Raw genomic sequence first — 22,462 nt, forward strand, 5'->3', positions numbered from 1 at the left:
GCGTTGAAAATGATTCGAATACGTTTTTCCGGCAACGTTTCAGTGAGGGAGGAGAACTCATGAATATTCGTTTGATGGCTGCCGCTTTGCTTGCATCTGTCGCGTTTCCCGCTTTCTCAGCAAATGCGACCGATCTTGAGGTAACGCATTGGTGGACATCGGGCGGCGAAGCAGCTGCCGTGAAGGTTCTGGCTGAGCAATACAACGCCTTGGGCGACAATCACTGGGTCGACGGCGCGATCGCCGGATCCGGTTCGACCGCAACGCCCCTCATCGTCAGCCGTATCCTGGGCGGCAATCCCATGGGTGCAACGCAGCTCAACACGGGCCGCGACGCCGAAGAGTTGGTCAAGGCCGGCCTGATGACCGATCTGACCGACCTTGCCGAGAAGGAACATTGGAAGGACATCATTCGTCCGGCCAGCCTGCTCAACTCCTGCACCTATGAGGGCCGGGTCTATTGCGTGCCGCTCAACATTCACTCCTGGCAGTGGATGTGGGTCAATCGTCACGTCTTCGAAGACAACGGCATGAAGGTCCCGGCCAACTGGGATGAATTCGTCGCCGATGCGCCGAAGCTGCGCGAGAAGGGCATCACCCCACTTGCGACCGGCGCTCCCTGGCAGGTCGACGGTATCCGCAACGTCATGCAGATCGGCATCGGCGGCAAGGAGACCTATCTGGCGATCTACCAGAAGAAAGACGCAGACGCTGTGAAGAGCTCCGAAAACCGCAAGGTTTGGGACGCTTTCGCGCAGGCGCGCGATCTGGTTGATGAGAGCTATTCCGGCCGCGACTGGAATGTCGCCACCAACATGGTCATCACAGGCAAGGCCGCCGCACAGATCATGGGCGACTGGGCGCAGGGTGAGTTTGGCGTTGCCAAGCAGGTTGCCGGCAAGGACTATGATTGCCTTCCGGGCCTCGGTTTCAACGGTTTGCTCGATACTGGCGGCGATAGCTTCTACTTCCCGAAGAACAGCAATCCCGACATCACCAAGGCGCAGCTCGAGCTTGCCAGCATGCTGGTTTCCAAGGAAACCCAGGTCAAGTTCAACCTCGCCAAGGGCTCCCTGCCGGTGCGCGGCGATATCGATCTGAGCGCGGCCAGCAGCTGCATGAAGAAGGGTCTGGAAATCCTGAAGAATCCGGACAACGTGGTGCCGGGTGTCACTCAGCTGATCGACCCGGATACGCGCGGTCAGATGACCGATCTCGGACTGCAATTCTTCTCGTCGAAGATGACCGTGGATGAGGCGATCGAAAAGCAGGCCGCCATCTTCAAGCAGGCGCAATAAGCAAGACGACCATCTATCAATCGCGATGGCCGGCATCGGGGCAGGCGAGGGATCTCGCCTGTCCTGAGGCAGGTCACCAACGGAGGTATCGATGGCTAACGCTGTCCGGCCACTGGGTCTGTTCCGTAACCTCAATGCGAAGATCGCCGCCATTCCAATGGTGCTGACGGTGATCGTCGTCTTCGTCGGTTGCACGCTCTGGACCGTCATCTATTCGTTCACAGATTCAAGGCTGCTGCCGAGCTCCAATTTTGTCGGTCTGGCGCAGTATCAGCGTCTGTGGGGTACCGATCGCTGGAACATCTCGATCGGCAATCTTGCGACATACGGCATTCTCAGCCTGGTTTTCGCTTTCGTCGTCGGCTTCTTTCTGGCCGTGCTGATGGATCAGAAAATCCGCTTCGAGAATACGTTCCGAACCATTTTCCTTTATCCTTTCGCTCTGTCCTTCATTGTGACCGGCCTCGTCTGGCAGTGGATCCTCGATCCTGCGCTCGGGCTGCCGAAGCTGATGCAGGATATGGGCTTTACGAGTTTCAACTTCGCTCTGCTCGGCAATCAGAAGACCGTGCTTTATGCGCTCGTCATTGCCGGTCTCTGGCAGGGCACCGGCCTTGTCATGGTGCTGATGCTGGCGGGCCTGAGGGGGATTGACGGCGAGATCTGGAAGGCGTCGCGCGTTGACGGCATTCCAGCCTGGCGGACCTACATCTTCGTCGTCATTCCAATGATGCGAGGCGTCTTCGTCACCACGCTCGTCATCGTCGCGTCAGGCATCGTGCGCGTCTATGATCTCGTCGTCGCCATGACATCAGGCGGGCCGGGCTTCGCATCCGAAATGCCGGCCAAATACGTCTATGACTTCATGTTCCAGCGCTCCAATCTCGGTCAGGCGCTTTCCGCCTCCACCGTCATGCTGGTGACCGTGTTCATCTTCGTCGTGCCGTGGGCTCTCATCGAGTTCCGCCAGAAGCGCCGGTAAGGGAGGAAACCATGGCACTTGCCGCTACCATCGAACCTTCGGGCACCAAGCCCAGGCGCCGCTTTGCCCCGCGCACGATCATGCTCTATGGCATACTCGGGCTGGCCGCGCTCTACTATCTCCTGCCGCTCTATGTGATGGTCGTCACTTCGCTCAAGGGCATGCCGGAAATCCGCATGGGTAATATCTTTGCTCCGCCCATGGAGATTACTTTCGAGCCCTGGGTGAAAGCCTGGTCGCAAGCCTGCACCGGCCTTTACTGCCACGGCATCCAGGTCGGCTTCTGGAATTCGGTGAAGATCCTCGTTCCGAGCGTCATCGTCTCGATCGCCATTGCGTCGGTCAACGGCTATGCGCTCGCCAACTGGCGGTTCAAGGGATCGGAAATCTTCTTCACGATCCTGCTGTTCGGCGCCTTCATTCCCTATCAGGTCATGCTCTATCCGCTCGTCATGGTGCTGCGTGAGCTTGGGCTGTTTTCGACGCTCGGCGGCATCGTCCTCGTGCACACCATCTTCGGCATGCCGATCAACACGCTGTTGTTCCGCAACTATTTCGCCTCGCTTCCGCCTGAACTCTTCAAGGCGGCACGCGTCGACGGTGCGGGCTTCTGGCAGATTTTCCTGCGCATCATGCTGCCCATGTCGCTGCCGATCTTCGTCGTCGGCATGATCATCCAGATCACCGGCATCTGGAACGACTTCCTGTTCGGCGTCATTTTCGCCGGCACGCAGAACTATCCGATGACCGTGCAGCTGAACAACGTCGTCAACGCCGTGCAGGGTGTCAAGGAATACAACGTCAACATGGCCGCAACGCTGCTGACGGGCGCGGTGCCGCTTATCGTCTATTTCGTGTCCGGGCGGCTCTTCGTCCGCGGCATCGCCGCCGGCGCAGTGAAGGGGTAATTCATGAACAGTAGCGTTTCCATCAAAGACCTTTCGCTGAATTTCGGTGCGGTCAACGTTCTGAAAAATCTCAATCTCGAGATCAATGACGGCGAGTTCCTGGTGCTTCTCGGCTCATCGGGATGCGGCAAGTCGACCTTGCTCAACTGCATCGCCGGCCTGCTCGATATCAGCGAGGGACAGATCTTCATCAAGGGCAAGAATGTCACCTGGGAAGAGCCCAAGGATCGCGGCATCGGCATGGTGTTCCAGTCCTATGCGCTCTATCCGCAGATGTCGGTCGAGAAGAACCTCTCCTTCGGCCTGCGCGTTGCCAAGGTGCCGCAGGACGAGATCAACAAGCGTATCGCGCGCGCTGCCGAAATCCTGCAGATCGAGCCGCTGCTGAAGCGCAAGCCGGCCGAGCTTTCGGGCGGTCAGCGCCAGCGCGTTGCGATCGGCCGTGCCCTGGTGCGTGATGTCGACGTTTTCCTTTTCGATGAGCCGCTATCGAACCTCGACGCCAAGCTGCGTTCGGAGCTGCGCGTGGAAATCAAGCGGCTGCACCAGTCGCTGAAGAACACGATGATCTACGTCACCCACGATCAGATCGAGGCGCTGACGCTCGCCGACCGCATCGCGATCATGAAGAACGGCGTCATCATGCAGCTCGACGACCCGACGACGATCTATAACGCGCCGCGCAATCTCTTCGTCGCCGGCTTCATCGGATCGCCCTCGATGAACTTCCTCAAGGGCGAGCTGGTCAATCGCGAAGGCAAGGTCGTGTTCGCGACCAACGACGTGCTGTTTTCGCTCGATGGCTACAAGGCTGGCGAGGCTCTTCAAGGGGGGCGCAAGGTCGTGCTCGGTGTTCGCCCGGAGCACATCAAGGTCAATGAAGCGACCGCTCCCGGTGCGGAGGTTCACGATGCCATGGTGGATATCGAGGAGCCGATGGGTGCCGATAACTTGCTGTGGCTGAAGCATGCCGGACATACGATGTCGGTTCGCGTCAACGGTGCCCGGCGCTTTGGCCCCGGTTCAGCCGTAAAGCTTAGCTTTGATATGTCGCTCGCATCGCTCTTTGATGCGCAGACAGAACTCAGAATATAATCCCATGCCCGGAGGCGGTTTGACCGCCTCCTTCTCTACAGCGGTCCGGGGAGGTCCGATGTCGTCTTCGATCAATGATAATCTTGCCATCGATCTCGTCGGTTCGTGGAGGCTGACCTCTCCCGACAGCGATCATTCCCTCTCCATGTCGCTGCCCGGTGATATTCATTCCGCGCTACATGCGGAAGGGCTTATTCCCGATCCCTATTTCGCGCGCAACGAAGAAGTCGTGCAGTGGGTTGCCCAGCAGGATTGGGAGCTGACACGCAGCTTCACGCTCGATGATGCCGGCGGCGACTGGTATCTCGATATCGACTATCTCGACACCGTCGCCAGTGTCTATGTCAACGATACGCTCGTGCTGGAGGCCAACAACTGCTTCCAGCGCTATCGCCCCGATGTCTCGAAGGCGCTGAAGGCGGGCGAAAATACCATTCGCATCGTCCTACATTCGAGCATTTCGGCTGGTGCTGCCCTTCAGGCGAAACAGCCTTTCTACATCCCCTACAGCACCGGCAATTCGCCGATCCCGAACGGCAACATGCTGCGCAAGCCGCAATGCCATTTCGGTTGGGATTGGAACATTGCGATCGCGCCGCTCGGTCTCTATGGCACCATCGCGCTGAAGAAGCTCGAGATCGCCCGTATCGAGAATGTCGTCACCCAGCAGGTTCACAATGATGACGGTTCGGTCGACCTCAAGGTGACGGTGGCGCTGTTTGCCAAGGGAACGGGGATTGCGCAGCTTTATTTCTCGCTCGACGACGAGCGCGTGCGCCTCGATGTCGGCGTCAATGCCGGCGAGACATCGATCACTCACTTCTTCCATATCGACAAGCCCAGGCTCTGGTGGCCGGCCGGCAATGGCGAGCAGGCGCTCTATGCGCTTTCAGTGGAAACCAATTTCGAAACCGTCACGCGGCAGATCGGCTTGCGCACGGTCGAGTTGATCACCACCGAGGATGAAGCTGGCAGCCGTTTTGCCTTGAAGGTCAATGGCCGCGAGATCTTTGCCCGTGGCGCGAACTGGATTCCGGCCGACGCGCTGTTTTCACGTTCCAATCCGGCCGCGACCGAGGATCTGCTGCAATCGGCCGTCGATGCCAATATGAATGCGATCCGCGTCTGGGGCGGTGGCTTTTACGAGCATGACTGGTTCTATGACACTTGCGACCGCATGGGGTTGATGGTGTGGCAGGACTTCATGTTCGCCTGCAATCTCTATCCCTCGACGGGTGATTTCCTCGAGAATGTCGAGGAGGAGGTTGGCTATCAGGTTCGCCGGCTTGCGACGCATCCCTCCATCGTTCTCTGGTGTGGTGATAATGAGCTGGTGGGCGCGCTTACCTGGTTCGAGGAGTCCCGCAAAGATCGGGATCGCTATCTCGTCTCCTACGATCGCCTGAACAGGACGATCGAGACGGCGATGAAGAAGGCTCTGCCGGATGCGATCTGGTGGCCGTCGAGCCCGGCTTCGGGCTATCTCAACTTCGGCGACGCTTGGCATGCCGATGGTTCCGGCGACATGCATTACTGGTCGGTCTGGCACGAGAACAAGTCCTTCGATAACTATCGGACCGTGCGTCCGCGCTTTTGCTCGGAGTTCGGCTTCCAGTCCTATACCTCGCTACCCGTCATCAAGACCTATGCCGAGGCGAAGGATATGAATATCGCCTCTCCGGTCATGGAGCTGCACCAGAAGAATGCCGGCGGCAACGAGCGGATTGCCGGCACGATGTTCCGCTATTTTCGCTTCCCGAAGGATTTCCCGAATTTCGTCTATCTGAGCCAGGTCCAGCAGGGTCTCGCCATCAAGACGGCGGTGGAATACTGGCGGTCGCTGAAGCCGCATTGCATGGGTACGATCTACTGGCAGCTCAACGACACCTGGCCGGTGGCCTCGTGGTCGAGCCTGGATTACGGCGGCCGGTGGAAAGTGATGCATTATCTGGTGCGGCGCTTCTTCCAGCCCGTATCGGTTGCGGCCATTCCCTCCGAAGACAACAAGACGATCCGCTTCTCCCTGGTCAACGATACGAACGCCGACATCATGGCCGATATTTCGGTATCGCTGCTGAAGCTCGACGGTGAGCGCGTGCCGCTGACGACGGCGCACGCCGTCTGCACGCCGGATGCGGCTGTGACGGCATTGTCGATCGACGCGGATCAGGTGCCGGCCGATTGCCTGCTGGCGTGGCGCTTCACCGCATCGAACGGCATGGGCGGCGAGGGGCATTATGTTCACGGCACCTACAAGGCGCTCGAGCTTCAGCCCGCCGGCCTGACGGTGTTGAGGGAGGAGAAAGAGGAAGATGGGACGATCGAACTCGTCGTCACCGCAAAGGGACTTGCGCTGTTCGTGATGATCGAGAGCGAGACGGACGGACGCTATTCCGACAACGCCTTCGATCTCGCTGCCGGTGAGAGCCGCCGCATCGTCTTCACGCCGGCCAAGCCGCTCACAAGCGGCGTGCCCGAATTCCGCATCTATGATCTGCAATCCAGCCAGTCGGTGGACAGCTAGCCGGTGGCCAGCAACCGACGGATTGAGCTATCGCGCCGTTAAGGCGGCGCTTTCGGGGCCACAAGCCCAAGACAGACGGCCGGGAGGCCATTGGAGGACTATCGATGACGAAACTTGGATTTCAGCTTTATAGCGCCCGCAATTTCCAGCCCTATTCAGAGATCTTCGCCAAGCTCGGCAAGGCCGGCTATGCCGAAGTCGAGGGCTTTGGCGGCATCTATGCCGATCTCGACGAGACCGGCCTCAAGAACCTGCGCGCCGAACTCGACAAGAACGGCCTGCGGATGGCAAGCGGCCATTTCAGCCCGGATTTTCTCGATGGCGAAGTGCAGAAGTCTCTCACCATTGCCAAGACCCTCGGCATGGATTCGATCTATGCGCCGCATATCGGCGCCGACCAGCGCCCGAAGGATGCGGCCGGCTGGCGCGCCTTCGGCAAGCGCCTGCATGAGATGAGCAAGCCCTACAAGGATGCGGGCTTCGAATTCGGCTGGCACAACCACGACTTCGAATTCGTCAAGCAGGCCGACGGCTCGCTCCCGATCGAGCAGATCTTCGAAGGCGCTCCGGATATTTCCTGGGAAGCCGATATCGCCTGGGTCATCCGCGGCGGCGGCGATCCCTTTGCCTGGATCGAAAAGCTCGGTCCGCGCATCACGGCCGTTCACGTCAAGGACATCGCGCCGGCTGGCGAGAACAAGAATGAAGACGGCTGGGCCGATGTCGGTCATGGCACGGTTCCGTGGGCAAAGCTACTCAAGGCGCTCGCCGGCACCAAGGCTAAGCACTTCGTCGTCGAACACGACAATCCGAGCGATGTCGATCGCCTGATCACCCGCTCCATCGCATCCTTCAAGAGCTTTTGAGGCATTTCCACATGGCTAAGGAACTTGGCGTCGGCATCATCGGATGCGGCAACATCTCAACCACCTATTTCTCGCTCGCGCCGCTCTTCAAGGGCCTGAAGGTGCTGGCCTGCGCAGATATCAACATGGAAGCGGCGCGGGCGCGCGCCGAAGAATACAAGGTCAAGGCCCAGACCATCGACGAACTGCTCGCCAATGACGAGCTCGATGTCATCGTCAACCTGACCATCCCGGACGCGCATTTCCCGGTTTCGAAGCGCATCCTCGAAGCCGGCAAGCACGTCTATTCCGAAAAGCCGCTGGTATTGACGCTGGAGCAGGGCGAAGAGCTGCGTCGCATCGCCAAGGAAAAGGGGTTGGCCGTCGGCTGCGCCCCGGACACCTTCCTCGGTGGCGCCCACCAGCTTGCCCGCAAATTCATCGATGACGGCGGTATCGGCCGCGTCACTTCGGGCGCATGCTATGTCATGAGCCCGGGCATGGAAATGTGGCATCCGAACCCGGACTTCTTCTTCCTGCCCGGCGGCGGCCCGATTCTCGATCTTGGCCCCTATTATGTCGCCAACCTCATCAACCTGATCGGTCCCGTGAAGCGTGTCGGTGCGATGACCTCGATGGCATCGCCGACCCGCACGATCACCAGCCAGCCGCGCAACGGCGAGATCATCCCGGTGAAGACGCCGACGACCATCCAGGCGCTGCTCGAATTCGTCAGCGGTGCGCGGATCACGCTGACGGCAAGCTGGGATGTCTGGTCACACCGCCATGCCAATATGGAGCTTTACGGCACCGAGGGCTCCCTCTATGTGCCCGATCCGAACTTCTTCGGCGGCACCGTCGAGGCGAGCGGCCGCGACAAGGACATCAAGCCGCTGGAAAACTGGGCGCATCCTTTCGGTATCGTCAATCAGGAAAGCCCGAACGGCTCCCGGGCCAACTATCGCACGGCCGGGCTTGCCGACATGGCGGCCTCACTGATCGACGGCCGCGATGCGCGTTGCTCGCTCGACCGCACGCTGCATGGCGTCGATGTCATGACTTCGATCCTGAAGTCTGGCGAGGAAGGCCGCTTCATCGATCTGACGACAACCTGCACGCAGCCGGCAGCCCTCGGCATCGAAGAGGCACAAGCGCTCTTGAAGTAAGCGCCGGAAGAGCTAGTTTGCGCGCGGGTGACCAACCCGCGCGCTTTTCATCTCGAAGGAATTCCATCATGGCCTGGCAACCGGCATCCGATCGTTATTCAAAAATGAAATACAACAGGACCGGTCGTTCCGGTCTGAAACTGCCGGCGGTCTCGCTGGGGCTCTGGCACAATTTCGGCGGCGACACACCGCATGACCGCAAGGTCGACATGTGCCGCACGGCCTTCGACCTCGGCATCACCCATTTCGATCTCGCCAACAATTACGGACCGCCTCCCGGCAGCGCAGAAACCGCATTCGGCGAGATCCTGCGAACCGATTTTGCCGGCTTGCGCGACGAGCTCATCATCTCCTCCAAGGCAGGCTATGACATGTGGCCGGGTCCCTATGGCGAATGGGGCAGCCGCAAGTATCTGATCGCCTCCTGCGACCAGAGCCTGAAGCGCATGGGCCTCGACTATGTCGACATCTTCTATTCCCACCGCTTCGATCCGGACACGCCGCTCGAAGAAACCTGCGGTGCGCTCGATCACATCGTCCGCTCGGGCAGGGCGCTCTATGTCGGCATTTCCTCCTACAACTCGCAGCGCACGCGCGAGGCTGCCGCCATCCTCAAGGACCTCGGCACGCCATGCCTGATCCATCAGCCGAGCTATTCCATGCTCAACCGCTGGATCGAGGACGACGGTCTGGTGGATACGCTCGAAGATCTCGGCATCGGCTCGATCGTCTTCTCGCCGTTGGCTCAGGGCATGCTCTCGACCAAGTATCTCGGCGGTATTCCGGAAGACAGCCGTGCCGCGCAAAACCACTTCCTGAAGCGCGATTTCATCCGTCCGTCGATCATCGACAATATCAGAAAGCTCAACGAGATCGCCGAGAAGCGCGGTCAGACGCTGGCGCAGATGGCGATCGCCTGGGTTCTGCGCGGCGGCCGTATCACCTCTGCCCTGATCGGCGCGAGCCGTTCGTCGCAGATCGTCGATTGTGTCAAGGCGCTCGATAATCTCGACTTCACCGCCGAAGAGCTGAAGCAGATCGATGTCTACGCCAAGGAGGCCGACATCAATCTCTGGGCCAAATCCGCGGAACGCGATTGATCATCCCAAGGCGCCCGGAACTGGTTTCCGGGCGTTTTACCTTATTGCCGTTGCCATGGTCTCCGGAGGAGAGAGTTCATGATCCGCAATCCGATCCTGCCGGGGTTCAATCCGGATCCGTCCATCTGCCGCGTCGGCGAGGACTACTACATCGCGACCTCGACATTCGAATGGTATCCGGGCGTGCAGATCCATCATTCGCGCGACCTCGTGAACTGGACCCTGGTGAGGCGGCCGTTGGAGCGTGCGTCGCAGCTCGACATGCGCGGCGAACCCGACAGCTGCGGCATCTGGGCACCTTGCCTCTCCTATGCGGATGGTCTGTTCTGGCTCGTCTATACCGACGTCAAGCGCTATGACGGCAACTTCAAGGATGCCCATAACTACGTCGTGACCTCGCCGGCGATTGAAGGCGAATGGTCCGAGCCGGCCTATGTCAACTCCTCCGGTTTCGATCCGTCTCTGTTCCATGACGATGACGGACGCAAGTGGTTCGTCAACATGCAATGGAACCACCGCACGGAGAGCTATGGCGGCTCGCCGAAGACGCCGGCCTTCGACGGTATTCTGCTGCAGGAATGGGATCCAGCGACGAAATCCTTGAAAGGGCCGATCAGGAACATCTTTGCCGGCACGGAGCTGGGACTGGTCGAGGGGCCGCATCTCTTCAAGCGCAACGGCTGGTATTATCTGACCACGGCAGAAGGCGGCACTGGTTACGATCATGCCGTGACCATGGCGCGCTCCCGCGACATTGCCGGGCCGTACGAACTGCATCCCAACAAATACCTAATCACCTCGAAGGACCATTCGGAAGCGGCATTACAGCGCGCCGGCCACGGACAATATGTCGAGACGCATGACGGACAGTTCTATCATACGCATCTTTGCGGGCGGCCTCTGCCGCCGCATCGTCGTTGCACGCTCGGTCGCGAGACCGCTCTGCAGAAATGCGTCTGGAAAGAGGATGGCTGGCTCTATCTCGAAAACGGCACCAGCGTTCCCGATGTCAATGTGGCCGGCCTGAACGGTGCGGTGCCGATCGAGAGGCCGCGCCGTAGCGGTTACAATTTCGATCAGGCCAGACTGCCAACGGATTTTCAGTGGCTGCGCACGCCGCAGCCGGAACGCATTTTCAGCCTGACGGACCGCCCCGGCCATTTGCGGCTTTTCGCACGCGAAAGCATCGGTTCCTGGTTCGAGCAGGCGCTCGTCGCCCGTCGCCAGGAGCATCACAGTTTCCGCGCCGAAACGGTCGTCGATTTCCAGCCCGACACCTACCAGCAGGTTGCCGGCCTGACCCATTACTACAATCGCTTCAAACTGCATGCCATCGCCGTGACCCTGCATGAGAAGCTCGGCCGCTGCATCACCATCATGACCTGCCCGGGCGATTATCCGAACGGCCGCCTGAGTTTTCCGATCGAGGGTGGCGTCGCAGTGCCCGATGGGCGGATCCAGCTTGCCATGGAGGTGCGGGACAACGATCTGCAGTTCTTCTGGCAGGCCGAGGGCATGGACGCATGGCAGGCGATCGGGCCTGTGCTGGATGCTGGCGTCATCTCGGATGAGGGCGGGCGCGGCGAGCATGGCTCCTTCACCGGTGCTTTCATCGGCATGTTTGCTTTCGACACATCCGGCCGGGCAAAGACGGCGGATTTCGACTGGTTCAACTATGATGAGCTATAAGACTTCCAGCGGAGCAGGCGCCTGGCCGAACCAATCGCGCCCATTACGGAATTGTAATTCGACTGTCAGACTCGTTTCATGTCTGTCACGATAAATTCGCGTGCAGATTCTGAAATGAGGAAACAACCAATGAGAAAAGTCTTCACTGTCCTTCTTGCAGCGTCCATCATCGGAATGCCGCTGGCTGCGACTGCGCAAGTCAAGCCTGCGCCCGCCGGCAAGCAGGCCGTCGTCCAGAAGGAAGTGGTGAAGAAGAAGGTCGTCATCCGCAAGGGCGGTTGGGTCAAGGGACGCCGCCTATCGGTCTCCGACCGCCGCCGCGCAACGGAAATCGACTATCGCGCCTACCAGCTTTCCATGCCTCCGCGCGGCTATCACTGGGTTCGCCTGAAGAACAACTTTCTCCTCGTCGGCATTACCAGCGGTTTGATTTCGAAGGTGCATGAGGCCCGGTAAACCCGGACGGGGCTACTGCCAAGCAAAGCAAGGGCGGGCGAGAACCGCCCTTTTCCGTGCCCTAAAACTTTGGAGCAGCCTGAAACAGAAATCCCCGGCATCTCTGCCGGGGATCGCTTATTCGTTCTTTGTCTATCTCAGCTCAGGCGACCCGCTGCGTGGGCCAGCATGGTGTAGACCTTGCCGGTATCCGATGTGAGATAGGATTGCGTGACCGTCTTGTCGCGATCGGTGCGAGCAACGTCGGTGAGCAGCTTTTCGAAATCGGCGATGTAGCGATCGACTGCGGTGCGGAATTCCGGCTCGCGGTCGTATTTGCGCTTGATCTCATCAAAGGTCTGCTGGCCCTTGAGCGTATAGAGGCGGCGTGTAAACACGTCGCGTTCGCCACGCTGGTAACGGCGCCACAGATCGACCGAGGCGTCATGATCGATCGCGCGGGCGATATCGACCGAAAGCGAGTTCAGCGATTCCACGACATGGCGCGGGTTGCGTGCAGCAGGAGCAGGAGGCTGTTCAGCCGGCGCTTTCGGTGCCGGTTGACGGGCTGGCTGGAGACCGGCATTTTCATCGCGCGATGCGCCACGCAGCAGATCGCTGATCCAGCCGCCGCCGGCTGCTTCCTGACGGACAGGAGCTGCTGTTTCCGCCGGACGCTGCGGCTGTGCCGCCGGGCGCTCGGCCGGGATCGACCCGCGCAAGCCGAGGGACTCGATCGAGGGCGGCTGCGGTGCCGGGCGCTGTGCGGGCTGCTGGGCGACCGGCGGCTGTTGCACCGGTTGCTGCGGAGCAGGTTGTTGCTGCCGCGGAGCTGCAGCTGCCGGGGCAGGTGCGGCGGGTCGTGGCGCAGGCTGCGCATCCGCCAGGGCACGGGCTGCAGGCTCGGAAATCTCCAGCTGCTGCGTCGAGCGGCCAACAATTTGCGAGATGTCCTGCAGGGCCTTGATCTGTTCAGCAACGGCGCGACGCATGGCGGCGGCGCTTTCCTTTGCCTCTTCCGGAAGGTCGAAGGCACCCCGCTTCAGTTCGCTGCGGGTGAGGTCAAGCTCGCGGCGAATATCACCGGCCGAGCGGCGGATCTCATCCGTCGCACCGGCGAAGCGGCCGATCGCATCATCCACCGCAACGCGCAGGGTTTCACGCAGTTGCTGGGCTGCCGTCTCGGAGGTCTTGCCGGCGTCGGCGAGCATTTGCTCGACCTCTGACAGCGAGGCCGTGAGACCGCCGCGCAGGCGATTCGTGAGATCGCTGGAGCGGCGCTCGGCATTGGCGAATGTATTTTCGACAGCCTGGTTCGCTTCCTCGCCGGCCTTCTGCAAGGCGGCGCGCATGTTTTCCGCCGCATCTTCGGCGCGTTTCTCGGCGTCGGAAAGAACGCGGCCGATATCGCCGAAGGAAGACTGCACGCTCTGGCGAAGGTTGCCGGTCACCTGGTTCGACCGCTGCTCCGCCCGATCGAAAGCTGTTTCGACCATCGAGCCGAGGGCGCGCATGGTGTTTTCGATCTCCTCAGAGCGCTGAACGAGGCCGACGGCCAGATTCTGCAGTGCCGTTTCGCGCTCTTCCAGCGTCGATACGAGGTTCGACTGGGCTGCGCCCAGGAGCTGGGATGCCTGCGTCAGCACCTTGGAGTGATCGTCGAAACGACCGACGATGCTGCCGACCTGCGACAGGGTCTGGCCGGTTATCTCCGACAGCTTGTCGACCTTGCCTTCGAGGAGGCGGCTCGACGCCGAGACCATCTCGCCGGCTTTCGCGGCAGATTCGGCGAAGCGCGACGAGGTTGCGGTGAGGCGATCGTCGACGTTTGCGAATTCGGTGGCCGCATTGGACAACAGGCCGGCAATCGCCGAGTTGTTGTCCGCCAAGCGCGCAATGATGCCGTTGACGCTTGCAAGCAGGTTGTTTTCGAGCGCGCTGACCGTGTTGACCGCATGCTCTGTGCGCGATGAGATCGCGTTGATGAGAGCGGCGTTTTCAGCGCGCAGGCGCTCCGTGCTTTCCTGAGCTGCCGCCGAAATGAGGGCTGCAGCTTCCTGACCCGTTGCCGCGTAGCGATCAACGATCGGGCGAGCCTTTTCGTCGATGAGTCGCGACAACTCGGTAGAGCGTCCGGCAAGCATCGAATTCAGCTCGCGGGTACGCTCGTCAAGCGAGGTGCGGATGGATGTGCCACGGGCTTCCAGCGCCTTGTCGACATCGGCAAGCGTCGAGCCGATTTCACGGGCTCGCTCTTCCAGAGAGCTGCGGATCGCGGTGCTGCGCTCGTCGAGTGCACGCTCGACCTGGGCCATGGAGGCAGCAATCTGCTCGCTGCCGCCGGCAAGCGTGTTGCGAATAGCTGCGCCGCGGGCTTCCAGCGACTGTTCCGCGGAAGACAGGGCCTGCGAAATCGTATTGACCTGATTGCTGACGAGGCCCTCGGCTTCGGCAACCTTGTTGACGATCGCATTACCGGCTTCCGAGAAGGTCTGGGCGACGGCCGCAGCTTGGCTTGCCAACCGGTTCTGCGTTTCGGAGACACGGTTGACGAGGTCGTTGGAGCGCTCGGTCATGGCGCGGGCGAAGGCATCGCTGTGGTTGCCGAGGTTTTCGGCGAATTGCTGGCCGGTGTTGGCGAGCAGCTCGGCCGTGCGCGTCGCCTCCGTGTCCATGCCTTGCGCGGCGTCGGCGACGGCCGTGCGCAGCGTGGTGGCCAGATTGGCGGCCTTGCCTTCGATCGTGCGATTGACGGCTTCGAGGCCGACATTGAGGGCACGGTCCATCGTTGAAAGGCGCTCTTCGATGCGGGCGGATGCCTGGCTGCCGCTGTCGTCGATCTTCGCCGCGCCACTCGCCAGCGTATCGGAGAGGCGGTTGCCGGCAGCGTCGACCTGAGCGGCAACGCCTGTAACACCTTCATTGATGCGGTTTTCAAGAGCCGACAGGCTAGCCTCGACCCGCGAGCCGGTCTCGGCAAAGCGGTTCGTCATGCCGTCGATCGACTGGTTGAGGTTGGACGAGAAGGTTTCGGCCGAGCGCGCGATGTCGCCTGCTGCCTGCTGGATACGGCCGGCAATGTCGCCCGCGCCGCTATTCAGCCGCTCTTCCAACATCCTTGCGCTCGCGTCGATGGTCTGGCGCAGGGAAGCCTCGCGATCTTCCAGCGACATTTCCAGCATGCTGGCGCTGGTGGCGATCGAGGTGCCGATAGCGGTCGTCTGCTCCATCAGCGTATTGTCGATCTGCGCATGGGCGTCACGCAGGGCGAGATTGATCGCATTGCTGCGATCTTCCAGCGTGGAGCGCATACGCTCGTAGGCCGAGGCCAGGTTCTGATCCATCTGCGACAGACCGGCACCGAGGGCGTTTTCGAGCTGACGGGTGGTGGTGCCGAGAACGGTCTCGACGCGATCGCTGTTGCTGCCAAGCATTTCGGAGAGGGCGCTCGTATGGGCAGCGAGCGAGCGGTCCAGGCGATCCTGGTTTTCGCTATAGGCGGCACGAATGGCATCCGCCTTGTCGCCAAAGGCGCCGGCGACGCGGGACTCTGCGCCGGAGACGCTGTCCAGAAGCGCGTTGGCACGGTCTTCCAGGGCGCTTTCGAAACGGTTCTGGTTTTCGGCGAGCGAGATCGCGAAGGCCATGCTCTTGTCATCGAGCGTGTTGGTCAGTGCCTCATGACCGCTGGTGACGGTATGGGCAATGGCCTTGGCGCTGTTGGAAAGAGTGTCTTCGAGCTTCGCGTGGCCTTCCGAAAGGGCGATAGCCAGGGCCATCGTCCGGTCGTCGAGGCTGTTGACGATCCTGTCGTGAGTGCCGGCAACCGTTTCGGAAAGGGCGTCGAGACGGCTCGATACCGCATCCTCGAGGCGAGACTGGGTGTCGGAGAGCGAAATGGCCAGCGCCATCGCCTTGTCGTCCAGTGCGTCGGCCAGCGCGTTGTGGTTGCTGCTGAATGCGTTGGTGATCGCCTCGGCGCGGTTGGCAAGCGTTGCTTCAAGGCGCGACTGGCCGGAGGTCAGCGCATCGGAGAGTGCCCGTGTCTTGCCTTCGAGCGTATCGGCAACGCGTTCGGCGTGGCCTGAGACGGTGTCTTCGAGACGGGCCTGAGCCTCCGACAGCGCGATGGCGAGTGCCATCGTCTTGTCGTCCAGTGTGGCGCCGACGCTTTCCGCATGGCCGGAAACGGCGTTTTCAAGGCGGGCCTGGCTTTCGGAGAGGGCAACGGCCAATGCCATCGTCTTGTCATCCAAAGTGCTTGCAACGCTTTCCGCGTGTCCGGCTATGGTGCTTTCCAGGCGGGATTGGCTTTCACTCAGCGCGATGGCGAGCGCCATCGTTCTGTCGTCCAGCGCCTCGGTCAGAGCATTGTGGTTGCCTGCAAATGCCTTGATGATCGCCTCGGCGCGGTTGGCGAGGGTTTCTTCGAGACGAGATTGGCCGGACGTCAGGGCGGCCGCGAGCGCACTGGTCTTGCCTTCGAACGTGTCGGCGACGCGATCGGCGTGACCGGCAACGGTTTCCTCCAGCCGGGCCTGGCTCTCGGAAAGCGCGATAGCGAGCGCCATCGTCCTGTCGTCGAGGGCATTGGTGACGCTTTCGGCGTGACCGGAGACCGTGCTTTCGAGACGAGCCTGACCCTCGGCGAGCGCACGCGCAAGGTCCTTGGTCTTCGCATCCAGCGTGCCGGCAACGTGTTCCGCATGACCGGAAACGGTGTCTTCCAGGCGGGATTGGCCCTCGGAAAGCGCAATAGCAAGCGCCATCGTCTTGTCGTCGAGCGTGTCGGCCAGCTTGCTATGGGTGTCGGCCATGGCACTGTTGATGGCATCGGCGCGGCTCGCCAGCGTGTTTTCGAGGCGCAACTGGCTTTCGGCCAGCGAAATGGCCAGCATCGAAGTGCGTTCGTCGAGCGCGGCGGTCAGATGCTCGTGGGAACCGCTGACGGCATTGGTGATCGCTTCCGAACGTTCGGCAAGCGTCTGCTCGAAACGAGACTGGTTGTCTGCCAGGGCGCCGAAAAGCGCGTTGCTGCGAGCGGCCATCACGGCATCGACGCGCTCATGGGCGGAACTCAAAGCCTGCGTGATCTCGCTGGTGCGGGCAGAGAGGGTATTGTTGATGTCATTGGCGCGGCCGGTAAAGGCCGAGGTCAGTTCTTCCGTGCCACTTTGCAGGGCGGCGGAGACGTCGCGCGTGACACCCTGCACGGCGGAGGTGAAGGCGCCGGCATGCGACGCGAGCGTGGTGTTAAGTTCGCTCGTGCCCGAGGTGAGGGCCGAGGAAATGCCAGTCGTGGCGTTCTGCAACGCCGACGTGATCTCGTTCGCCTTGGAACCGATGGCGCTTTCGAGCACTTCCTGTCCGGTTGCCAGCGTCGTTGCCAGCGCGAGGGACTGATCGGTGAGATGCGAACCCAGGCGCTCGATGCTGGAGGTCAGGATGCCTTCCAGCGCATCGGAATTGCTGCCGAGCGACTGATTGATGCGGGCGAGGCTTTCCGTGAGCTTGGTGTCCAGGGTGCCGGCGCGCTTGTCGAAGGCCGAGGTGAATTCCGATACACGCTCGTCGAACGCCGTCGAAAGCTGCGCGATGGTCGACTGGAAGCGCTCGTCGAAGAAGCCGGAGCGCAGATCGATGTCCATGATGGCATCATCTGCGGTCGACTGCAGGCTTTGACGGAAGCTCGCGCCCTTTTCGTCGAGGGCCGTGTTGAGGCGGGACAGAACAGTGTCGAGCGTGCCGGTAATGGAACGTTCGCCACCGGTGAGGCTCTCGCTGATTTCCCGGGTGCGGGCAACCAGCGTCTCGTTGAGCTGGCGCGCACGTTCGTTCAGTGCAGAGTTCAGCTTTTCGGTGTTGGCATCGAGCGTCGACGCGCGCGTTTCGAACTGGCCGAGCAGCGCGTTGCCGCGTTCGGCAAGGGTCGAGGACAGAGATTCCAGGCGGGTGTCGAATTCGTGGCTGAGGGCGAGGCCCGAAGCGTTGAGGTTCTGAAGCAGGCTGTCTGTCTTGGCGGCAAGGAGGGTACCGAGGGCCTGGACGGCGGAATCCGATTTCTCCATCAGCGCGGCGGCGCGCGTATCGATCATCGATGCGAAGGCTTCGCCCGAGGTCGAGAGGCGCACGGCGATTTCCTCGGTCGCCAGCGACAGGTCTTCCTTGATCTGATCGTGCACGCCGGAGATTGACGAGCGGATCCGCTCGGCGTGATTGACGATGGCGTCACGCTCGGTACCCAGCTCGTGGACCAGGCTGCGCACGCGCAATTCGTTGTCGGCGTAGCTGCGCTCCAGCGCATTGACCTCGGTATGGACGAGGGTTTCGAGCTCCGTGGCGCGCGCAATGGTGCGTTCGATGCCTTCGTTCATGGCCGAGACTTCGCGGCGCACGGCCTGACCGACCGTCATGATACGCTCGGATGCAACGGTTTCCGGCTCGACGAGACGCAGAGCGACTTCCGCCATGGAGCGGGCTGCATTGCGCATGTCGTGCGCACGCGAAATCATCATGCCGAAAGCATAGAAGAGCAGCACCGGAACGATGATGCCGACGATGCAGGCGATGACGCCTGGAAGGGCTGCGAGATCCGCGATCGAATGGATGTTTCGGATCTGCGTGCCATAGAGCATGAAGGCGAGGCCGGCGCCGCCGATGATCCAGAACAGCGAGAAGATCGTGGCGTTTCGCACCGCGTGGCTCTGCGAGGCTCCGTCGAGCGCTCTCAATATGCTAGCGGAACTCGCCCGGCTGCCGTCATTGGCGGCTGCAAGGTTCGGGTTCTTCGGCGCCTCGGCGGGGCGGGGCGGCGTAGCAGGGGCGGCGGTGCTGCGTGCGCCGCCATTCTTGCGGGCGGCATCATCCCTGGTCTGCTTTATCGGCTGTTTCGGCGGCTCAGACACATTTCGCTCCGGGACATCGGGCGTAGTGCCGCTGCGGGACTCCAAGCTCTCGTCACTGAAATCGATCTGCAGCGCTTCGTCCAATGCCTGAAAGGCCTTGTCCTCGACCGACTCGATGTACTTTTTGTTCGCCATGCGGTTACGCCTCGTTACAACTCACTCGGGCTTGCCGTGTCTTTTCCGGTAATTCCGCCGCGTCCGGAAAAGACAAACCCTGCCTCCCGCGGGTCTTCCGCCTTCGATCAACATCGAATTTGGATTTCCCATTACATTCAGAGTGGATAACTGGTTTTTCAAACGGATGTTATGAAAACATTACCATCATCCACTTCCGGGGCAAAGGCATGTGCCATCTACCCAATTTACTAGTATCGTAGTGACACATTCCCCTAGTCATGACAATTAATTCCACCTTAAAGCCAGTGGATCGTTAAGGTGACATTAACCCTGTTTATCTGTTCAACGCCATGAAAACCCAAGATTTTGAGCATGTTTAACGCACGTTAACCATGTCTGGAGTTTTCGGCCCTCAATGTGCCAAAATTTAACTGGATGGCCATGTCCGAGCCGCAACTATGCGGCAGGTCCCTAAAACAGTCATAGATAAATGACGGGAGCATTGGCACATGGCAGCTTTGAACATCGCATTTGAATCTCCTGATAATTCGCGGGGCGCTGCTCCGTCGCGGGAGCGGGCGATCGATCTCGTCCATCTCGGCAAGCAGACGATGGGCGACAAGGCACTTGAGGTCGAGGTGCTGCAGATGTTTGCAAGGCAGGCCCGTTCCTGTCTGCAGGAGATCGGCAGCGGCGATCCCAAGCGAGTGGAGGCCGCATCGCACAAGCTGAAGGGCGCTGCCAGCGCTGTTGGTGCCTTTCGCGTGGCGGATGCGGCTGGAGCGCTCGAAAGCAATGTCGGCGACGCCGCTCACATGGCAGCGGTCACAACCAGCGTCATCGAGGCCGAAAACTTCATTTTGAAGCTTTCGCGCTGAGCCGATCCGCTCGACGATCAATGATGTGCACCCTTGCGCCGCCGGACGGGACAAACCGTTTCGGCGGCGCAAATGTTGACTGCCCCATCGATTTGTTGGAAGTAAAATTCCGATCACCCTTCATTCACGAAATATCGGAATTCACCCACATGACCAAATTGACCATCGTCGCCTTCGACGGGACGCGCTTTGACCTCAATGTCGACGAGGGCTCCACCGTGATGGAAAATGCCGTACGCAACTCCGTTCCAGGCATCGAAGCGGAATGCGGCGGTGCGTGCGCCTGTGCCACCTGTCATGTCTATGTCGATGAGGAATGGACCGAGAAGGTCGGCGGCCCGGAAGCCATGGAAGAAGACATGCTCGACTTCGCCTTCGACGTTCGTCCGAACTCGCGGCTCTCCTGTCAGATCAAGATGAAGAGTGCGCTGGACGGCCTTGTCGTCCACGTGCCGGAGCGGCAGGCCTAACACCGGACCTCGGGCACGTCCCGTCCGATCCGTCGCGATAATCCCGCTGAGGGTCGAATGCCCAAAAAAGATGCCCCGCTCAGCTGGTGCAGCGAGCGAGGCAAGGCGGGCGCATCACCGCAGGCAAGGGAGGAAACACCTGCGGCTTCAGGACGCGCCAGGAGAACACTTAGCGCATGCTTTAAGAAACAAACCCGACTGCGCCGAAGAGCGAAGAAACCCGCCAACGCAGGTACTCAAAATCGATTCTTTTGCGACATCCGCCCGGTCTTCTTCGAATCAACCAGTGCGTTTGTCTCTGTAATTGATAGAAAAAACCTATTTCAGATTCTCGTAAAGTTCAAAGAGCGACGAGATCACACGATTCACAGGATATAGTGACTGATTTCCCACAGTTGGCGCTTCTGATCGCCTTTTGCACCGAAGGTAGTTTTTGAAAGGCTACTGCCGGGCACCTTGGCGGCTGCGATAGTGGAGCAGCCTCTGCATCCGGCTCGTAAAATTGATCGCTTCGATGCGGTCGAAGCGCGCCTGATCGGCATCGTGCCGGTCGGTTTCCCGCGACGTCACCTCATTCGCCTTTTCCTGAAGCGCATCACAATTGCCGGCTGACGGCAGAGATAGGATCTGCCTTTCCATCTGCCGCGCATGTTGACGGGCGATTTCGACATGCCGGTCCTCATGGCGCCGGATATCGGCGGCCAATGTATCCCAGATCATGGAAAGCTGCTTGCTGGCATGCCGCCGGTCACGCCAGCGCGGCAGAATGATTTCCGTATCGACCGTAACCTTGACGCCGGAAATATAGCAGCGGCCGTTTGCTTCGCTGTAGGTCGCATTGCCGCCGAAGCGGATTCTCGTCGCACCGGGATGGTGACTGCTGGAGCCGATCGCCAGCGGTCCGCGTTGGTTCAGGGCGGCATCGAGCTCGTCGGCAGTGCTGCCCTTGATGTCGAAATAGGAAATGGATTTGCGGGCGATGACTTCCGCGCCGGCTACATTGGGTATGCAGAACGCGAGCAGCAATGCACACGAAAGACTGAACTTATGGGATGCAAGCGGCATTCGTGTCGCTACCATGTTGAACTTCTGCGAACCTTGCGGCATAGCCACTGTGAGCGCAATATCAAGCGCGAGGTTTTTTCCTTTTCAATGGGATGGACGGTTCGTGACGGAGCTTCGCAGCCAAACCTGGCATGTCGCGCATGGCCGCAGTATCGATGTCGGCGGACAAAGCGTCATCATGGCTATCGTCAATGTGACGCCGGATTCCTTTTCCGACGGCGGGCATTATGAGGCCGTCGATGCGGCCGTTGCCCATGCGCTGGCCTGTGTCGAGGACGGGGCCGGCATCATCGATATCGGCGGCGAATCGACCAAACCGGGTGCCGCCGCCGTCAATGCCAGCGAGGAGCAGGGGCGGGTACTGCCCGTCATCGAAGCCTTGCGCGGCAGGACCGATGCGCTGATTTCCGTCGATACGTATCGCGCCGATACGGCGCGATTGGCGATCGGCGCCGGCGCGCATATCGTCAACGATGTGTTCGGTCTGCAGCGCGAGCCAGATATTGCCACCGTGGCGGCGCAAACGGGTGCTGGTCTCTGCATTATGCATACCGGGCGTGAGCGGCAGAAGCTGCCTGACGTGATCGATGACCAGCTTTTCTTTCTCAATCGCTCGCTGGAGATTGCCGCTGCGGCCGGCGTCGACAGGCAGACGATCGTGCTCGATCCGGGCTTTGGCTTCGCCAAGGAGAATGCCGAGGAAAATCTCGAGCTGATGACGCGTTTCAATGCTCTGCTGCGCTTCGAGCTGCCCCTGTTGGTCGGCACCTCGCGCAAGCGGTTCGTCGGCACTATAACGGGTCGCGACGCAGCCGATCGGGACGTCGGCACTGCCGCAACCAGCGCGATCCTGCGGTTGCAGGGGGCTGCGATATTCCGCGTACACAATGTCGCAATCAACAGGGACGCGCTGGCGGTTGCGGATGCTATTCTCAGGACGCGCGCGAGGCTTAAAGCATAATGCTCGAATGCAGGGAGCGGTTTT

At 60.5% G+C, this 22,462-nt stretch carries 15 protein-coding genes; 13 read left to right on the forward strand and 2 right to left on the reverse strand.

Annotated features, from left to right (window positions below; translation table 11 throughout):
* The first annotated feature begins 59 nt into the window (after window positions 1-59).
* The 10 genes from FBZ97_RS06015 (at window position 60) to FBZ97_RS06060 (ending at window position 12,063) form a co-directional block, all read left to right on the forward strand.
* Window positions 60-1,298 carry an ABC transporter substrate-binding protein gene (locus FBZ97_RS06015; RefSeq protein ID WP_145317183.1) on the forward strand — a complete coding sequence of 413 codons (1,239 nt, stop codon included), beginning with the start codon at window positions 60-62 and terminating at the stop codon, window positions 1,296-1,298.
* Window positions 1,299-1,389: 91 nt separating this feature from the next.
* Window positions 1,390-2,280, forward strand: coding sequence for a sugar ABC transporter permease (locus FBZ97_RS06020; RefSeq protein WP_113333117.1), 891 nt, complete (start codon window positions 1,390-1,392; stop codon window positions 2,278-2,280).
* An 11-nt stretch (window positions 2,281-2,291) separates the two neighbouring features.
* Window positions 2,292-3,188 carry a carbohydrate ABC transporter permease gene (locus FBZ97_RS06025; protein WP_069613050.1) on the forward strand — a complete coding sequence of 299 codons (897 nt, stop codon included), beginning with the start codon at window positions 2,292-2,294 and terminating at the stop codon, window positions 3,186-3,188.
* 3 nt (window positions 3,189-3,191) lie between these two features.
* Window positions 3,192-4,283 (forward strand): ABC transporter ATP-binding protein, encoded by a 1,092-nt coding sequence (locus FBZ97_RS06030; protein WP_145317185.1) that lies wholly within the window; start codon window positions 3,192-3,194, stop codon window positions 4,281-4,283.
* A 58-nt stretch (window positions 4,284-4,341) separates the two neighbouring features.
* A complete protein-coding gene (locus tag FBZ97_RS06035) occupies window positions 4,342-6,807 on the forward strand; it encodes a glycoside hydrolase family 2 protein (protein ID WP_145317186.1) in 2,466 nt (821 codons plus the stop codon).
* Window positions 6,808-6,911: 104 nt separating this feature from the next.
* Window positions 6,912-7,673 (forward strand): sugar phosphate isomerase/epimerase, encoded by a 762-nt coding sequence (locus FBZ97_RS06040; RefSeq protein ID WP_113390929.1) that lies wholly within the window; start codon window positions 6,912-6,914, stop codon window positions 7,671-7,673.
* Window positions 7,674-7,684: 11 nt separating this feature from the next.
* Window positions 7,685-8,818, forward strand: a complete 1,134-nt coding sequence (locus FBZ97_RS06045; protein ID WP_113390928.1) for a Gfo/Idh/MocA family oxidoreductase — start codon at window positions 7,685-7,687, stop codon at window positions 8,816-8,818.
* Between the two features lie 68 nt (window positions 8,819-8,886).
* On the forward strand, window positions 8,887-9,918 hold the full coding sequence (gene mgrA / locus FBZ97_RS06050; protein ID WP_113390927.1) for an L-glyceraldehyde 3-phosphate reductase: 1,032 nt from the start codon (window positions 8,887-8,889) through the stop codon (window positions 9,916-9,918).
* A gap of 78 nt (window positions 9,919-9,996) precedes the next feature.
* A complete protein-coding gene (locus FBZ97_RS06055) occupies window positions 9,997-11,607 on the forward strand; it encodes a glycoside hydrolase family 43 protein (protein WP_145317188.1) in 1,611 nt (536 codons plus the stop codon).
* 129 nt (window positions 11,608-11,736) lie between these two features.
* Entirely contained in the window at window positions 11,737-12,063 is a 327-nt protein-coding gene (locus FBZ97_RS06060) for an RcnB family protein (protein ID WP_145317190.1), read from the forward strand.
* 137 nt (window positions 12,064-12,200) lie between these two features.
* On the opposite strand, the gene FBZ97_RS06065 is transcribed toward FBZ97_RS06060, so the two are convergent.
* Complete coding sequence (locus FBZ97_RS06065) at window positions 12,201-19,082, reverse strand: hypothetical protein (protein WP_145317192.1); 6,882 nt, start codon at window positions 19,080-19,082, stop codon at window positions 12,201-12,203.
* 491 nt (window positions 19,083-19,573) lie between these two features.
* Between FBZ97_RS06065 and FBZ97_RS06070 the strand changes: the two genes are divergently transcribed.
* Both FBZ97_RS06070 and FBZ97_RS06075 read left to right on the forward strand, forming a co-directional pair.
* Entirely contained in the window at window positions 19,574-19,942 is a 369-nt protein-coding gene (locus FBZ97_RS06070; protein ID WP_113389954.1) for an Hpt domain-containing protein, read from the forward strand.
* 149 nt (window positions 19,943-20,091) lie between these two features.
* Window positions 20,092-20,412 (forward strand): 2Fe-2S iron-sulfur cluster-binding protein, encoded by a 321-nt coding sequence (locus FBZ97_RS06075; protein WP_015340086.1) that lies wholly within the window; start codon window positions 20,092-20,094, stop codon window positions 20,410-20,412.
* A gap of 441 nt (window positions 20,413-20,853) precedes the next feature.
* Here FBZ97_RS06075 and FBZ97_RS06080 read toward each other — a convergent pair whose 3' ends face one another.
* Window positions 20,854-21,477: a DUF922 domain-containing protein gene (locus FBZ97_RS06080; RefSeq protein WP_145317644.1), complete on the reverse strand. Its 624-nt coding sequence runs from the start codon at window positions 21,475-21,477 to the stop codon at window positions 20,854-20,856.
* 178 nt (window positions 21,478-21,655) lie between these two features.
* Here FBZ97_RS06080 and folP point away from each other — a divergent pair, with 178 nt between their 5' ends.
* On the forward strand, window positions 21,656-22,438 hold the full coding sequence (folP, locus tag FBZ97_RS06085) for a dihydropteroate synthase (protein WP_210296388.1): 783 nt from the start codon (window positions 21,656-21,658) through the stop codon (window positions 22,436-22,438).
* Window positions 22,439-22,462 lie beyond the last annotated feature (24 nt).

This window comes from Rhizobium sp. ERR 942 (assembly GCF_007828395.1).
In the GTDB taxonomy this organism is placed as follows: Bacteria; Pseudomonadota; Alphaproteobacteria; order Rhizobiales; family Rhizobiaceae; genus Rhizobium; species Rhizobium dioscoreae.

Coding starts and splice junctions, on each gene's coding strand:
- FBZ97_RS06015 (WP_145317183.1), top strand. CDS start 60: ATGAATATTCGTTTGATGGCTGCCGCTTTGCTTGCATCTGTCGCGTTT.
- FBZ97_RS06020 (WP_113333117.1), top strand. CDS start 1,390: ATGGCTAACGCTGTCCGGCCACTGGGTCTGTTCCGTAACCTCAATGCG.
- FBZ97_RS06025 (WP_069613050.1), top strand. CDS start 2,292: ATGGCACTTGCCGCTACCATCGAACCTTCGGGCACCAAGCCCAGGCGC.
- FBZ97_RS06030 (WP_145317185.1), top strand. CDS start 3,192: ATGAACAGTAGCGTTTCCATCAAAGACCTTTCGCTGAATTTCGGTGCG.
- FBZ97_RS06035 (WP_145317186.1), top strand. CDS start 4,342: ATGTCGTCTTCGATCAATGATAATCTTGCCATCGATCTCGTCGGTTCG.
- FBZ97_RS06040 (WP_113390929.1), top strand. CDS start 6,912: ATGACGAAACTTGGATTTCAGCTTTATAGCGCCCGCAATTTCCAGCCC.
- FBZ97_RS06045 (WP_113390928.1), top strand. CDS start 7,685: ATGGCTAAGGAACTTGGCGTCGGCATCATCGGATGCGGCAACATCTCA.
- mgrA (WP_113390927.1), top strand. CDS start 8,887: ATGGCCTGGCAACCGGCATCCGATCGTTATTCAAAAATGAAATACAAC.
- FBZ97_RS06055 (WP_145317188.1), top strand. CDS start 9,997: ATGATCCGCAATCCGATCCTGCCGGGGTTCAATCCGGATCCGTCCATC.
- FBZ97_RS06060 (WP_145317190.1), top strand. CDS start 11,737: ATGAGAAAAGTCTTCACTGTCCTTCTTGCAGCGTCCATCATCGGAATG.
- FBZ97_RS06065 (WP_145317192.1), bottom strand. CDS start 19,082: ATGGCGAACAAAAAGTACATCGAGTCGGTCGAGGACAAGGCCTTTCAG.
- FBZ97_RS06070 (WP_113389954.1), top strand. CDS start 19,574: ATGGCAGCTTTGAACATCGCATTTGAATCTCCTGATAATTCGCGGGGC.
- FBZ97_RS06075 (WP_015340086.1), top strand. CDS start 20,092: ATGACCAAATTGACCATCGTCGCCTTCGACGGGACGCGCTTTGACCTC.
- FBZ97_RS06080 (WP_145317644.1), bottom strand. CDS start 21,477: ATGCCGCTTGCATCCCATAAGTTCAGTCTTTCGTGTGCATTGCTGCTC.
- folP (WP_210296388.1), top strand. CDS start 21,656: ATGGCTATCGTCAATGTGACGCCGGATTCCTTTTCCGACGGCGGGCAT.